14 protein-coding genes are annotated in these 13,346 nt (G+C 66.1%); 9 read left to right on the top strand and 5 right to left on the bottom strand.

Features of this window, described 5'->3' with window-relative positions; all coding sequences use genetic code 11:
* Window positions 1-196: 196 nt before the first annotated feature.
* Genes fliP through fliF form a run of 4 tightly spaced genes read right to left on the bottom strand, consistent with a single transcriptional unit; the run spans window position 197 to window position 3,431 of the window.
* Window positions 197-925 carry a flagellar type III secretion system pore protein FliP gene (gene fliP / locus AC0WR5_RS00200; RefSeq protein WP_475865896.1) on the bottom strand — a complete coding sequence of 243 codons (729 nt, stop codon included), beginning with the start codon at window positions 923-925 and terminating at the stop codon, window positions 197-199.
* Between the two features lies 1 nt (window position 926).
* The gene (locus AC0WR5_RS00195; RefSeq protein WP_475865895.1) at window positions 927-1,214 is read right to left on the bottom strand and encodes a FliM/FliN family flagellar motor switch protein; all 288 of its coding nucleotides are present in this window, start codon (window positions 1,212-1,214) and stop codon (window positions 927-929) included.
* Window positions 1,207-1,812 carry a FliH/SctL family protein gene (locus tag AC0WR5_RS00190; protein WP_475865894.1) on the bottom strand — a complete coding sequence of 202 codons (606 nt, stop codon included), beginning with the start codon at window positions 1,810-1,812 and terminating at the stop codon, window positions 1,207-1,209. Before AC0WR5_RS00190 ends, AC0WR5_RS00195 begins: the two co-directional genes overlap by 8 nt.
* On the bottom strand, window positions 1,809-3,431 hold the full coding sequence (gene fliF, locus AC0WR5_RS00185; RefSeq protein ID WP_475865893.1) for a flagellar basal-body MS-ring/collar protein FliF: 1,623 nt from the start codon (window positions 3,429-3,431) through the stop codon (window positions 1,809-1,811). Before fliF ends, AC0WR5_RS00190 begins: the two co-directional genes overlap by 4 nt.
* 122 nt (window positions 3,432-3,553) lie before the next feature.
* Between fliF and AC0WR5_RS00180 the strand changes: the two genes are divergently transcribed.
* From AC0WR5_RS00180 to AC0WR5_RS00140, 9 genes are all read left to right on the top strand, one after another.
* Complete coding sequence (locus AC0WR5_RS00180) at window positions 3,554-4,048, top strand: flagellar basal body-associated FliL family protein (RefSeq protein WP_475865891.1); 495 nt, start codon at window positions 3,554-3,556, stop codon at window positions 4,046-4,048.
* Between the two features lie 13 nt (window positions 4,049-4,061).
* Window positions 4,062-4,421 carry a hypothetical protein gene (locus AC0WR5_RS00175; RefSeq protein ID WP_475865890.1) on the top strand — a complete coding sequence of 120 codons (360 nt, stop codon included), beginning with the start codon at window positions 4,062-4,064 and terminating at the stop codon, window positions 4,419-4,421.
* A gap of 3 nt (window positions 4,422-4,424) precedes the next feature.
* Window positions 4,425-5,066 carry a MotE family protein gene (locus AC0WR5_RS00170; RefSeq protein ID WP_475865889.1) on the top strand — a complete coding sequence of 214 codons (642 nt, stop codon included), beginning with the start codon at window positions 4,425-4,427 and terminating at the stop codon, window positions 5,064-5,066.
* 48 nt (window positions 5,067-5,114) lie between these two features.
* Window positions 5,115-5,984 (top strand): flagellar motor stator protein MotA, encoded by an 870-nt coding sequence (gene motA, locus AC0WR5_RS00165; protein ID WP_475865888.1) that lies wholly within the window; start codon window positions 5,115-5,117, stop codon window positions 5,982-5,984.
* Complete coding sequence (locus tag AC0WR5_RS00160) at window positions 5,981-8,305, top strand: hypothetical protein (protein WP_475865886.1); 2,325 nt, start codon at window positions 5,981-5,983, stop codon at window positions 8,303-8,305. The genes motA and AC0WR5_RS00160 overlap by 4 nt, the downstream gene beginning before the upstream one ends.
* Window positions 8,306-8,438: 133 nt before the next feature.
* Complete coding sequence (gene flhA / locus AC0WR5_RS00155) at window positions 8,439-10,529, top strand: flagellar biosynthesis protein FlhA (RefSeq protein ID WP_475865885.1); 2,091 nt, start codon at window positions 8,439-8,441, stop codon at window positions 10,527-10,529.
* Between the two features lie 16 nt (window positions 10,530-10,545).
* Window positions 10,546-11,286, top strand: coding sequence for a flagellar biosynthetic protein FliR (locus AC0WR5_RS00150; protein ID WP_475865883.1), 741 nt, complete (start codon window positions 10,546-10,548; stop codon window positions 11,284-11,286).
* A gap of 9 nt (window positions 11,287-11,295) precedes the next feature.
* Complete coding sequence (locus tag AC0WR5_RS00145; RefSeq protein ID WP_475865881.1) at window positions 11,296-12,381, top strand: EscU/YscU/HrcU family type III secretion system export apparatus switch protein; 1,086 nt, start codon at window positions 11,296-11,298, stop codon at window positions 12,379-12,381.
* The gene (locus AC0WR5_RS00140) at window positions 12,381-12,824 is read left to right on the top strand and encodes a hypothetical protein (protein ID WP_475865879.1); all 444 of its coding nucleotides are present in this window, start codon (window positions 12,381-12,383) and stop codon (window positions 12,822-12,824) included. The genes AC0WR5_RS00145 and AC0WR5_RS00140 overlap by 1 nt, the downstream gene beginning before the upstream one ends.
* A gap of 24 nt (window positions 12,825-12,848) precedes the next feature.
* Here AC0WR5_RS00140 and AC0WR5_RS00135 read toward each other — a convergent pair whose 3' ends face one another.
* On the bottom strand, window positions 12,849-13,346 hold the full coding sequence (locus AC0WR5_RS00135; protein ID WP_475865878.1) for a flagellar basal body-associated protein FliL: 498 nt from the start codon (window positions 13,344-13,346) through the stop codon (window positions 12,849-12,851).

The following is a 13,346-nucleotide window of genomic DNA, read 5'->3' as shown; positions in this document are numbered from 1 at the left end:
GTGCCGGCCGCCAAGGTGGAAACCGGCGGGATGTGGCCGACGGGCAAACATATTTTGCCCGCAATTACAGCAAGTTGACTCTGCGATACATGTTATGTCCCGGCCCGCACAACGCAGCGCTGAATCGGCAATTCCGGATGCCCGCAACGGCTGTTTTCACCGCCCCGGCGGGCAGTCAGATGGGGCCAGGCACCGGTCAGAAGTAGCTGCGCACCAGGCTGCCGGTGATCAGCGTCCAGCCGTCGGCCACCACGAAGAAGGCGAGCTTGAACGGCAGCGAGACGATGGCCGGGGGCACCATCATCATGCCCATGGACATCAGCACCGCGGCCACGACGAGGTCGATGATCAGGAAGGGCAGGAAGAGCAGGAAGCCGATCTGGAAGGCGCGGCTGATCTCGGACAGCATGAAGCTGGGCACCAGAACGGAAAGCGGCGCCTCCGGGCCGGTGACGATGCTGGCGGCATCGGGGCGCAGCGAGGCCATGGCCTCGAAGGTGGTGGGATCGGTGCGCGCCGCCATGAAGGTGCGGAAGGGCCCGATGGCGAGGGGAAAGGCCTCCTCGATGGTCATCTGCTCGTTCACGAAGGGCTGGATGCCCAGGGTCCAGGCCTCCTGGAAGACCGGCTCCATGATGTAGTAGGTCAGGAACATCGCCAGGCTGACGATCAGCATGTTGGGCGGCGACTGCTGCAGACCGATGGCCTGGCGCAGGATCGACAGGGTGGTCACCAGGAAGGGGAAACAGGTGATCATCACCAGTATCCCCGGCGCCAGCGAGAGCACCGTGATGAGCAGGATCAGCTGGATCCCGCGGGCCGACATCGAGCCGTTCTCGGCGATGTTCACCGTCACGTCCTGAGCCAGGAGCGGCAGGGGCAGGACAATCAGGAAAACAAGGAGAATTCTTCCCCAGGTTTTCAAGTCAGAGCTCTCCGGACAGGTCCACGACCTCGGTCAGGCGCACGGCAAGCTGGCCGGCCTGATCCCCCTCCATCTCCTCGAGCTCGCCGCGGGCGATCAGGCGATCGCCGACATAGAGCTCGACCGGATCCTCGACACGCTTGTCGAGCGGCAGCACGCTGTCGCGCGTCAGCTTGAGCAGATCGCGGATCAGCGGCCGGGCCTTGCCCACCGAGATGGTGATCTCGATCGGCACGACGGTGAAGGGATTGCCCCGCGGCGCGGCGGCCTCGGCGGTAGAGTCATCCATTCTCGATTTTCCTTTCCTCTTCGGTGAAGAACCCCTCGACCGCCAGGCGGATGCCATCGGTCACCGCGGCAAGGTCGATCTCGGTCTCTTCCTCTCCGATGCGGAGAAAGACCTGACCCTCGCCGAGGGTGTCATCTGGCAGGACGGCCAGGGGAAAGCCGAAGTCCTGCATCGTAAGGTCCTGGACCCGCTCGACATTTGCCGGCGCCACGACGATCTCGACCCGCTGGGTCGACTTGCGTTTCACCAGCGCCTCGAGCTCCTCCTTCAGGCGCAGACCCATGGTCTCGCGCGCGGCATCGGGCACCACCTTGTCGATGATGTCGGTCAGCAGCGGCCGGATCGCCGCCAGCACCGCCGCATGGGCCTCGTGGTAGGTGAAGGAGAGATCCTGCAAATTGCGCGCAAATTCCGCCGAGAAGGTCGATTGCTCCTCGCCCAGCGCCTTGCTCGCATCATCCCAGCCCGCCTGGTAGCCGCTCTCGTAGCCATCGAGGCGGATCGTCTCGATCTCCTCCTCCGACATGGCCGGCGCCACGGGCGGAGCCGGGGCCCTGGAGCTGCCGAAATCCTCGAGGATATGGGCTATGGCCTTCATGCGGTGCCCTCGCTTTCCTCGAGCCAGCTGCGCAGGATCTCCATGGTCTCCTCCTTGCGCTCCTCGATCAGCGCCTGCAGCTTGGCCACCGGATCGTCGCCGCCGCCGCTGTCGCCCATGCCGTCGAAATCGGAAATCATCGGGAAGCCGCCGCCGCCGGCGTCATCCCCGAACCCGGGCGCGAAGTTCAGCTCTGGCAGGGCGAAATCGTCGTCCTCCACCTCGCCGTCGAGCGCCCCGGCACTGCCGCCCTCGAGCAGGGGCACATCGGCTGTCTCGTCACGGCCCACCAGCACCGGGCGCACCACGAAGAGGCCCAGGACAAGCGCCACCACGGCAAGGACCGCCATCTGGATGATCGACATCATGTCGAGGTTCAGTCCGGCGACAAAGCCCATGTCGCTGCCGGTTCCAAGCGGCGGAACCGGTTCGAATTCCATGGATTTCAGCGTGATCACATCGCCCCGCCCCTCGTCGTAGCCGACGGCGGAGGAGACCAGTTCGCGCAGGCTCGCCATTTCCTCGTCGGTGCGGATCGAGGGTACCAGCTCGCCCGCCTCATTGGGCGCCATGACGTTGTTCACCAGCACCGCAACGGTCATCCTGCGGATCGCGCCGGGCGCGCGCACAACCTCGCGGTTCACCTCGGTGACCTCGTAGTTGACGCGCTCGCGGGTCTCGCTGTTCTGGGACGAAGAGGTGTTGTTGTTGTTGCCGGCGGCGCCATTGGGCAGGTTCGACGCAACGGTCACATCACCGCCGTCGGTATTCTGGGAATTGTTGCTGCGCTCCTCTGTGTCGGTGCTGACCGCCACGCGGCCATCCGGGTCGAAGCGCCGTTCACGGATCGATTCGCTCTCGGTGACGGTATCCACCGAAACCTCGACCACCGCGTTGCCATGGCCCACCCGCGCCTCGAGCAGGCGCTGCACGCGCTCCTTGATCTCCTGGGCCCGGTCCTGGGCGGTGCTGCCGCCGCCATCCTCCTCGGCGGCCACGATCAGCTCGCCCGAATCGTCGATCACGGCCACATCATCGGGGTTCAGCCCCGCCACGGCCGAGGCCACGAGATAGCGCAGCGCCTTGGCCTGCGCCGGGGTGATGTCGCCATTCGCCGTCACCGAAATCGAGGCCGTGGGCCGCAGGTCGCGCTGAAAGGGCGTGGCGCCCTGATGCGCGATATGAACCCGTGCCGCCTCGATCTGCGGGCTGGAGGCGATGGTCCGGGCAAGCTCGCCCTCCTTCGCACGCCAGTAGGCCGCATCGAACATCTGCGACGTGGTGCCGAATCCGGACAGGGAATCAAGCAGTTCGTACCCCTGGCTGGAGTTCCGCGGCAGCCCCTCGCTGGCCAGGGTCATCCGCAGTTCGTCCCGCGATCCGCCCTCGACATAGATCGATCCGCCCCGCACCTCGTAGGTGACACCACGCTGTTCCAGGGCGCGCACGATCTCTCCGGCCTGGCCGTTTTCCAGGCCCGAGTAGAGCAGGCTCATGGAGGGCTGCGAGGCCATCTTTGCGAGCCCGAGCACCGCCGCGAACATCGCGACCGCCGCCAGAATCGTCACGATTCGGCGTCTCGGTTCCATGTTGGTCCACAGGGTCAAAAGCTGTTGCAAACCGCATCTCCCGTCCAGCCAGCCTTCTGCCGGCGACTGACCCTTAATTGGCCGAACGGGCTTAACAATCGGTTAGTCCATGAGCGCTAAAACGGACCCTGCTGAGAGAATTTGGTAGGGCCATGTCCGAAGAGACCGAAGAAGAACAGGAAGAGCCGAAAAAGCGCTCCAAGCTGCCGCTGATCCTTGCGCTCGTGCTGGCGCTGGGCGGCGGGGGTGGCGCATTTTTCGCCATCTACAGCGGCATGATTCTGGGCGGCGGGCACGAGGATGCGGCCGCGGCGGATCAGGAACCGCACGAGGAATTCGTGGCGCCCGACGTCGCCTTCGTGCCGCTGGAGCCCATGGTGATCACCATGGGCGCCGCGACCGAAAACAAGCACCTGCGCTTCACCGCCAATCTCGAGGTGCCCTCGCACCAGGTGGAGAACGTCACCGCGGTCACGCCGCGGGTACTCGACGTGCTGAACAATTACCTGCGCGCCCTGCGCATGGAAGACTTCGAGGATCCCGCGGCGCTGGTGCGGATCCGGGCCCAGATGCTGCGCCGGATCCAGGTGATCACGGGGCCCGAGGCCGTGCGCGACCTGCTCATCACCGAATTCGTCATGACCTAGAAGGGGGAAAGACATGGAAATGATCTCGGATATCCTGCTGGTGGCCGGCGCCCTGGGCGCCGCCTTCTACTGCTTCATCCTCGCCCGCCGCCTGTCGCGGTTCAACGACCTGGAAAACGGCGTGGGGGGCGCGGTGGCAGTGCTCTCGGCTCAGGTCGACGACCTGACCAGGACGCTGAAGACGGCACAGGCCGCCGCGGGCGAGTCGAGCGCCTCCCTGGAACAGCTGACCGACCGCGCCGAGGCGGTGGCCAAGCGACTGGAGCTGCTGGTGGCCTCGATGCACGACCTTCCCGACGCGGCCGAGCCCGCGCCCAAGGCCGCGAGCCTGCCGGCCGAACCGGTGTTCTCGCGCCGCGCGGCAAAGGGCTGATCCATGGCCAAGGCACCCCGCAAGACATCCAAGGCCGCGAAGCCCGCCGCCCCGGCCGTGAAGCGGAAGAAGCGCCGCACCCGCCGCGGCACGCTGACGCTGATCGCGCTGCTGCTTGTCAGCTCGGCCATCCTGCGCGTGGGCGCCCATACCGGTGGCGTGGTCGCGCTCGAGAAACCGGCCGAGCATGGCGACACGATGGCCGCGGGCACGCCGCCCGCCGGCTGTGCCCCGGCGCCGGATGTCGAGGCGATGATGCAGGCCTTCGACGCCCGCGAGGCCAGGATCGAGGCCCGCGAGGCGCAGATTCGCGACCGGATGAACGCGCTTGCCGTGGCCGACCAGGAAATCGACAAGAAGCTGGCGCAGCTTGAAACCGCGGAAGCCGCGCTGAAATCCACGCTCGCCCTGGCCGACAGCGCCGCGGAGAACGACATCAGCCGGCTGACAGCGGTCTACGAGAACATGAAGCCCAAGGACGCTGCGGCCCTCTTCGAGCAGATGGACCCGGAATTTGCAGCGGGCTTCGTGGGCCGCATGCGCCCTGATGCCGCCGCGGCCCTGATGACCGGCCTTTCGCCGGACCGCGCCTACACGATCTCGGTGATCCTGGCCGGGCGAAATTCATCTGTTCCAAAGGAATGACCCTTAGCGTGAAGACATCATACAGGCAGTGGATTCGGGGCTAAACACATGATCGGTTTCGTTGGTATCGGCGTCATCTTCGTGATGGTCTTCGGCGGGTACATCCTTGCCGGCGGCAAGCTTGGCATCATCCTGAAATCCCTGCCGTTCGAGCTGATGATGATCGGCGGCGCCGCCCTGGGCGCCTTCCTGCTGTCCAACGACATGGCGGCGGTGAAACATACCGCAAAGGACGTGGGCAAGGTCTTCAAGGGCCCCAAGTGGAAGCACGGGGACTACCGGGACCTGCTCTGCCTGCTGTTCGAGCTGATCCGCCTGGCCCGGCAGAACCCCGTCGCCATCGAGGAACATATCGAGGCGCCGGAGAATTCCTCGATCTTCTCGAAATACCCCAAGATCCTGGCGGACCAGGAGGCGATCGAGCTGATCTGCGACACCATGCGCTCGGCCTCGATGAACTATGATGACCCGCACCAGGTGGAAGAGGTCCTGGAAAAACGCATGGATGCCAACCTGCACCACGCCATGCATTCCAGCCATGCCCTGCAGTCGGTGGCAGACGCCCTGCCCGCACTGGGCATCGTGGCCGCGGTGCTGGGCGTGATCAAGACCATGGCCTCCATCGACCAGCCGCCAGAGGTGCTGGGCAAGATGATCGGCGGCGCCCTCGTCGGCACCTTCCTCGGCGTGTTCCTGGCCTATGGCATCGTCGGCCCCTTCGCGGGCCGCCTGAAGACGGTGATCGAGGAGGACGGCCACTTCTACCAGCTGATCCGCGAGGTGCTGGTGGCGAACCTGCACAACCACGCCACGAATATCTGCATCGAGGTCGGCCGTCAGAACACGCCGTCTCACTGCCGCCCCAGCTTCTCGGAGCTGGAGGACGCGTTGAAAGAGGTGAAAAGCGGGGCCGCATGATAAAATCATTCCTGACCGCCTGCATTGCCCTGCTGCCCCTGACCGCCGCCGCCCAGACGGCGGTTGTGCGCACCGGCGACCATCCCGACTTCACCCGCCTGACGGTGCCCATGCCGACCGGCACCGACTGGCAGCTGGACCAGGCCGCACAGGATGTTTCGCTGCAATTCTCCGGTGCCCTGCAACGGCTTGATATCTCGCAGGCCTTCACGCGGATCAGCCGCGACCGGATTGCGGCTATCACCACCGGCGCCGGCCCGGCCCTCAACATCCAGCTGGCCTGTGACTGTGTGGCCGAGGCCTTCGTGGCCGCCAACAACCTGCTGGTCGTCGATGTCGCGCCCGGCTCCGCGAGCCCGGCGGCGGTGCGTCCCAACTGGCGCCCCGCCCTGCCCAATCTCTACACCGCCGGCACGCTGCGCTTCGGCCCCGAGAATGGCGGCGGCATCGCCCCGCCGCGCCCGGCCAGGCCGGCACAGCCCGCACCGGTCCAGGTCGACCTGCCCCGCCTGCCCACCGCGCCGCGGAACTCCATGCAAGACGTCGCCAACGACAGCTTCGCCCGCAGCGCCATCAACGGGTTGCCCTCGACCGTGCCCGATCCCGGCGCGTCCGGAGCAGAGCTGACACGGGAACTGGAAACACGCCTGCTTGCCGCCATCGGCCAGGCCGCAACCGAAGGCCTCCTCGAGGCAGATCCTTCCAATGTGTCTCAATTGCCCGATGACGTTCGGCAAATGAGCGACCCGGCCACCACTCTGCACGGCTCCGACCCCGGCCTCTCTGCCAAGCCAAGCACGCTCGAAGCTGACGAAGCCGAGGATCCCCGCCGCTACTTGCTGTCCCGGGACAGCTGCATGACGCACCTCGCTCCATTCATGTCGAGCGCCGATGATGAACCCTTCGTGCGACGCCTCGGCCAGTTGCGCTCGGCACTGACCGAGGAATTCGACCACGACAACCCCCGCGCCTACCTGGAATTGGCGCAGTTCTACCTGCTGAACGGCTTCGGCGCAGAGGCACGCCAACTGGTCGCCTCCGTGCCGCAACAGCCCGAGGTTCATGACGAAATCGTCTCCATCGCCAATATCATGGACTATGGCCATGACCACGCGGACGGAGCCTTTGCCAACCGGCTGGACTGCGAGACCGAGGCGGCAATGTGGGCCGCGCTAACCGGCCCCAGGATTCCGCCCGGCAGCGTCTATGACGGCGCCGCGATCAAGCGCAGCGTTATGACCCTGCCTGCACCGCTGAAATCCTACCTCGGCCCGCTGCTTGCCGAGCGCTTCACGATCGCCCAGGAGAAGGATTTCGCCAAGGATATCCTGCGTCTGGTCGATCGCGACATCGAGGAACCCACCGCCCGGCGCGACCTTGCTGAAGCCTTGATCCAGACCGAGGAAACCGGGCAGCCCGACCGCGAGGCCTATGACGCGCTGATCGCCAACAACGACGAGATCTCGCCCGAGGCGCTGCTGCATTTCACCAACGAGACCCTCGCCGCAGGAAATGCGGTGGACGCGGAAACAATCGGTCTGCTCGAAAGCTATCGCACGCAATTCCGCGACAGCGAGGTGGCGATCAGGCTGCTCCAGGCCGAGATCGTGGCCCATGCCTCCGCGGGCAACTTCCCCACTGCCTTCGATCTCTTCACCGCCGGCCGGCCGGACATTTCCGAGATCGAGAGCCGCCGCATCGCCGAGACACTTGCCGGCGACCTTGCAGAGAAGGCCTCTGATGCGGTCTTCGCGCGGATGTTCTTCCAGAACGAGGACGTGATCGCCCTGGCCGACCGCACCACGACGCAGAACCGGGTTGCCGAGCGGCTGCTCGATCTCGGGTTTCTCGAGGCCGCGGGGCAGATGGTCACGCGCGGGGCCGATGGCACGGCCGGCCGTGACCGCCGCATCCTGCGCGCCCGGATTGCACTGGCCGACAACCGCCCCCGCGCGGCAGAGGCCGAGCTGTTTGGCCTGGAAGGAGAAGATATCGACAGGCTGCGGGCCGAAGCCCGGCTGATGGCCTCGGAATTCGGCGCCGCGAAAGACCTGTTCACCGCCGCCGGCGACACGGCCGCCGCTGACGAGGCTGCCTGGCTGGCACGCGACTGGAACGCCCTGCGCAGCAGGGAGGAGGCCCCCGCGTCGCGCCTGGCCGAGGTGGTCACCGCGCAGGAGGCCGCGCCGGTCACCCTGCCCGAGGTCGGCCCGCCGACCCTGGCCGCCAGCCGCGATGCCCTGACCCAGGCCACCGAGACACGCGCTGCCCTGCAGGAACTGCTGTCGACGATGCAGGTGGATACCGCACTCGACCAATAGGCCGCAGCGCAAACATCGCTTCGACGAGGCAAGTTTGCGAGTCCTAAACCATTTCCGGATTTAACGGATACATCTCGCCGCCGGTCCGCCCAGGGCGCCCGGCGCGCACCCTGCAGAATGCAACGGGACCCCGATGAACGAAACCACCGCCCGCCCCCTGTTCCAGCCGACGATCCTGCTCGCACTGGCGCTGATGTCGATCATCGTGATGATGATCCTGCCCGTGCCCGCCTTCGTCCTGGACGTCGGCCTTGCCGGCAGTTTCGCCCTCGCGATCCTGATCTTCACCGTCACGCTCTTTGTCGAGAAACCGCTCGATTTCTCGGCCTTTCCGACGGTGTTGCTGGCCTCGCTGATGCTGCGCCTCTCGCTCAACATCTCCTCGACCAAGCTGATCATCGGACAGGGGCACACCGGCACGGCGGCCGCGGGCGACGTGATCCAGGGCTTTGCCGATTTCGTCATGAGCGGCTCGGTCTTTCTGGGGCTGGTGGTCTTTGGCGTGCTGCTGATCGTCAATTTCATGGTGATCACCAAGGGCGCCGCCCGGATGGCCGAGGTGGGCGCACGCTTTGCCCTCGACGGGATGCCTGGCAAGCAGCTTGCCATCGACAGCGACATGTCCGCCGGCGCCATCGACCACGTGCAGGCCAAGGAACGCCGCGAGCGCGAGCAACTTGAAACCACCTTCTTCGGCTCGCTCGACGGCGCCTCGAAATTCGTCAAGGGCGATGCCGTTGCAGGCCTGCTGATCACCCTGCTGAACCTCATCGTCGGCCTGCTGATGGGCGTTGTGGTTCACGGCATGGCGATCGGTGATGCCTTTGAAACCTATGCGATTCTCACCGTCGGCGACGGGCTGGTCACGCAGATTCCCGCGGTGATCATCTCGATCGCCTCGGCGCTGCTGCTCGCCCGTGGCGGCTCGACCGGCGCCACCGACCTGGCGCTGGTGGGACAGCTGGGCCGGCACCCCGCGGCGCTGGCCACGGTCGGCGTGCTGATGCTGCTCTTCGGCCTGGTGCCCGGCCTGCCCTTCGTGCCCTTCGTGCTCGGCGGGCTGGTGCTGGGCGGATCGGCATTGTCGGTGCATCGCAAGCAGCTGGCCGCCGCGACAAAGGCCGCCAGGCCAAAGGGCGAAACCCCTGTCATGAAACCGAAATCCCTGGGCGATACCCTCGACCTGGACGATATCCACGTGGAATTCGCCCCCGACCTGGTGAACATGGTCCTCGACCCCGGCACCGGCCTCGATGCCCGGATCGAGAACATGCGCCTGCACGTGGCCGAGAGCTACGGCCTGATCCTGCCCGAGATCCGCCTGACGGATGACCCTTCGCTGCCTGCCGGCAGCTACGTGATCCGCATCCAGGGGGTCGAACAGGCCCGCGCCACGCTGCGGCCGGAACGGGTGCTGGCGCTGACACAGGGCGCCACCTCCGGGCTGCCGCCCGGCGAGGAGGTGAAGGAGCCCGTCTATGGCGCGCCGGCGCGCTGGATCGACCAGGCGGCGCAGGATCACGCCGCGCTCTCCGGCCTGACACTTGTGACGCCAACCGAGGTCCTGGCGACCCATCTGCTCGAGACGATCAAGCGCAACTTTGCCCGCCTGCTGACCCTGAAGAGCCTGCGCCGCGTGCTCGAGGAAATGACCAACCTGTCGGACGAACGCCGCGCCGAGGCCAACCGCAAGCTGCTCGACGAGCTGATTCCGGAGAAGGTGCCGCTCGACCTGCTGCACCAGGTGCTGCGCCTGCTGGTGGCGGAACAGGTCTCGATCCGCAACATGCCGCTGATCCTGGAATCGGTGGCCGAGATCCGCCCCCAGACCCATCAGCCCGAGGCGATCTGCGAGCACGTGCGCCATCGCCTCGGCTTCCAGCTGATCGCCGACCTGCGCCGCGCCGACGGCAGCCTGCCGCTGATCCAGCTGGCCCCCGGCTGGGAGGACATCTTTGCCGCCTACCAGCTCGACCGCGAACGCGGCAGCATCGACATCGCCCTGCCGCCAGAGCTCTTCAACCGCCTGGTGAACAATGTCTCCGAGGCGGTTTCGGATGCCTCGGACAAGGGTATCTACCCGGCCATCGTCACCTCGACCCAGCGCCGCCGCTTCCTGCGCATGGCGCTGAGTGCGCGCGGACTGACCAACCCGGTGCTGTCCTTCGAGGAAATCGGCATCGAGGCGCGGCCCTCGCTGATCGCCATGGTGTCCGATGAATGAAACCGCCGCAGAGATCATGGCATTCGTCCGCACCGAGGGCTGGGCGGCGGCGATGATCTTCCTGCGCGTCGGCGCCTTCGCCTCCTTCCTGCCCGGCTTCGGCGAGCAATCGGTGCCCGCCCGCTTCAAGCTGATCACGGCCATGGGCCTGACCCTGATCGTGCTCTCCGCCGGGCCGGACCTGCCCGATATCGCGCCGGGCTATCGCAGCTTCCTGCGCCTGATGCTGACGGAAACCGTCGCCGGGCTGCTCCTCGGCGTCGGGCTCAGGCTCTTCGTCATCGGGCTGCAGACTGCGGGTACGATGATCGCGCAATCGACATCGCTGTCGCAGATCCTGGGCAACGCCGGGGTCGAGCCGATGCCCGCCATCGGCCATATCCTTGTGATCGGCGGGCTGGCCCTGGCCATGGTGCTCGGGCTGCCGGTCCATGCGGTGATGCTCATGCTGATGTCCTACGAGGTCATGCCCGTGGGCAGCCTGCCCGCAGGCGCGGACCTGGCGCAATGGGGCATCGGGCTGATCTCGCAGAGCTTCAAGCTGGCCTTCAGCCTGGCTGCGCCCTTCCTGATCATCTCGCTGATCTACAACCTGACCCTCGGCGTCATCAACCGCGCCATGCCGCAGCTGATGGTGGCCTTTGTCGGCGCCCCGGTGATCACCTTCGGCGGGCTGGCCCTGCTCTGGCTGCTGGCCCCGCAGATCCTGCAGACCTGGTCGCGCGCCATGTTCACCTTCCTCGTGGCCCCCTTCTGAGGCGCGGCCATGGCAGAGGAAGACAACGGGGGCGAAAAACCGCACGAACCGACACAGCGCAAGCTGGACAAGGCACGCGAGAAGGGCGAGATCCCGCGATCCGCAGACCTCTCGACCGCGGCGGCCTATGGCGGCATGTGCATTGCCGCCGTCTCGGTGGGCGGCGCCGCGCTCAGCCGCTTCGGCTCGGTGCTGCAGAGCCTGATCGACCGGCCCGAGGCGCTGTCTCCGCTGTTTTTCGATGGTTTCGGCAGCACTCCCACGGGCGGGCTGATCGGCAGCGTGCTGCTGGCGATCATGCCCTTCTTCCTGGTTCCGGCGGTGGCCGCGCTGACGGCCATCATCGCCCAGCGCGCCTTCGTCTTCTCGGGTGACAAGATCAAGCCCAAGCTCTCGCGGATCTCGATCATCTCGAACGCCAAGAACAAGTTCGGCCGCGGCGGGCTGTTCGAATTCTTCAAGAGCTTTGCCAAGCTGCTGATCTATTCCACCTGCCTGTTCCTCTTCGTGCGCGCCAAGCTGCCGGAGATGACGAACACCCTCTACCTCGATACCGGCATCGCCACGGCGACCCTGCTGAGGCTGTGCCTTGAATTCATGTTCATCGTCTGCGCCATTGCCGCCTGCATCGGCGGCATCGACTATCTCTGGCAGCGGTCCGAACACATGCGCAAGAACCGCATGACCGACAAGGAAATCCGCGACGAGATGAAGGAATCCGAAGGTGACCCCTACATCAAGCAGCAGCGGCGCCAGCGCGGTCAGGAGATTGCCCGCCAGCAGATGATGGCGGATGTGCCAAAGGCCGACGTGGTGATCGTGAACCCGACCCATTATGCCGTGGCGCTGAAATGGAGCCGCGCGCCGGGGTCCGCCCCGGTCTGCGTGGCCAAGGGCGTCGACGAGGTGGCCGCGGTGATGCGGCGCATCGCCACCGAGAACGGCGTGCCCCTGCACAGCGATCCGCCGACCGCCCGCAAGCTGTACGCCGAAGTCGAGATCGGCGCCCAGATCAGCCCGTCGGAGTATCGCGCCGTAGCCGCCGCGATCCGCTTTGCCGATGACATGCGCCGCAAGGCGAAAGGAAGGATCTGATGCCGCAATCCGATGAAGCCAAACGCCTGGCCCCGCTCGCCCGGATCACCGCCATGGTCTACGAGACCGAGCTGATGGAGCTGCAGCGGATCTCGGGGCGTGAGAAGACCCTGCGCACTGCCCTGGCCGACCTCGATGCCCAGGGCGCCGAGCGCTTCCTGCGCTCGGTCGCCTCGGCGGAGGGCGCACTGAGCCAGATCGACGCCCAGGATCGCGCCTGGCAGGACTGGGTCTCGATCCGCCGCGGCGCGCTTCAGGTGGAGCTGGCCGGGGTGCTGGCCGAGAAGACCGAGCACATGCTGGTGCTGACCCGCAGCCTGGGCCGCAAGGACATTGCCGCGAAGATGCTGAAAACCCGCGAGGCCACGGATCGCGAGGAGCGCATGCGCAAGCAGATGGCCGCGCTGCAGGAACTCTCGCTCATGCAGCGCGGCCGAAGCTGAAACAGCTGGGAGAAGGCCCGACGCTCAGGAATCCTGACGGGCGATATCGACGATCAGCACATCCGAGACGATCGGGCCCAGCACCTTGCGCGCGGCGCTGAATAGGCCGGCCCGCAGCACGTCGAGATTGTTCGAATTGGTGAAGGCCCCGTCGAAACCGCCGACATTGGAGTGATCGAACATCACCTGCAGGAATCCATCTCGCAGCTTCGGCTCGCGCGCATAGATGAACTGCTGCTGGCCCGGATCGGCCTCGAGGCTGAGAGAGATCGCCACCAGGGCGCCGATCCGGCCATTTTCCACCACCGGCACGATGAACTGGTTATTCATCTTGACGTATTCCTTGTCGGTGGGCTCTTCCTCCTCGGCGGGCGGCGGCGCCTCCTCATGGGCGACGGCCTGACCATCGCCACAGGGGTTGATCGCGGCCATTTCCTGTGGCGCCGGGCGCAGCATCAACCCCGCCGCGGCACCGCCGCCGATACCGATGATGATCAGGAGAAGGGGCAGGAGCTTTTTCAT

The sequence above is a fragment of the Pseudooceanicola sp. DL12 genome (assembly GCF_056270665.1).
This window is presented reverse-complemented; position numbering and strand designations above follow the sequence as displayed.

Bases quoted from the DNA above. Each gene is read 5' to 3' on its own strand.
- AC0WR5_RS00195 (WP_475865895.1), bottom strand. From the start codon at position 1,214: ATGGATGACTCTACCGCCGAGGCCGCCGCGCCGCGGGGCAATCCCTTC.
- AC0WR5_RS00190 (WP_475865894.1), bottom strand. From the start codon at position 1,812: ATGAAGGCCATAGCCCATATCCTCGAGGATTTCGGCAGCTCCAGGGCC.
- AC0WR5_RS00180 (WP_475865891.1), top strand. From the start codon at position 3,554: ATGTCCGAAGAGACCGAAGAAGAACAGGAAGAGCCGAAAAAGCGCTCC.
- AC0WR5_RS00175 (WP_475865890.1), top strand. From the start codon at position 4,062: ATGGAAATGATCTCGGATATCCTGCTGGTGGCCGGCGCCCTGGGCGCC.
- AC0WR5_RS00170 (WP_475865889.1), top strand. From the start codon at position 4,425: ATGGCCAAGGCACCCCGCAAGACATCCAAGGCCGCGAAGCCCGCCGCC.
- motA (WP_475865888.1), top strand. From the start codon at position 5,115: ATGATCGGTTTCGTTGGTATCGGCGTCATCTTCGTGATGGTCTTCGGC.
- AC0WR5_RS00160 (WP_475865886.1), top strand. From the start codon at position 5,981: ATGATAAAATCATTCCTGACCGCCTGCATTGCCCTGCTGCCCCTGACC.
- flhA (WP_475865885.1), top strand. From the start codon at position 8,439: ATGAACGAAACCACCGCCCGCCCCCTGTTCCAGCCGACGATCCTGCTC.
- AC0WR5_RS00150 (WP_475865883.1), top strand. From the start codon at position 10,546: ATGGCATTCGTCCGCACCGAGGGCTGGGCGGCGGCGATGATCTTCCTG.
- AC0WR5_RS00145 (WP_475865881.1), top strand. From the start codon at position 11,296: ATGGCAGAGGAAGACAACGGGGGCGAAAAACCGCACGAACCGACACAG.
- AC0WR5_RS00140 (WP_475865879.1), top strand. From the start codon at position 12,381: ATGCCGCAATCCGATGAAGCCAAACGCCTGGCCCCGCTCGCCCGGATC.
- AC0WR5_RS00135 (WP_475865878.1), bottom strand. From the start codon at position 13,346: ATGAAAAAGCTCCTGCCCCTTCTCCTGATCATCATCGGTATCGGCGGC.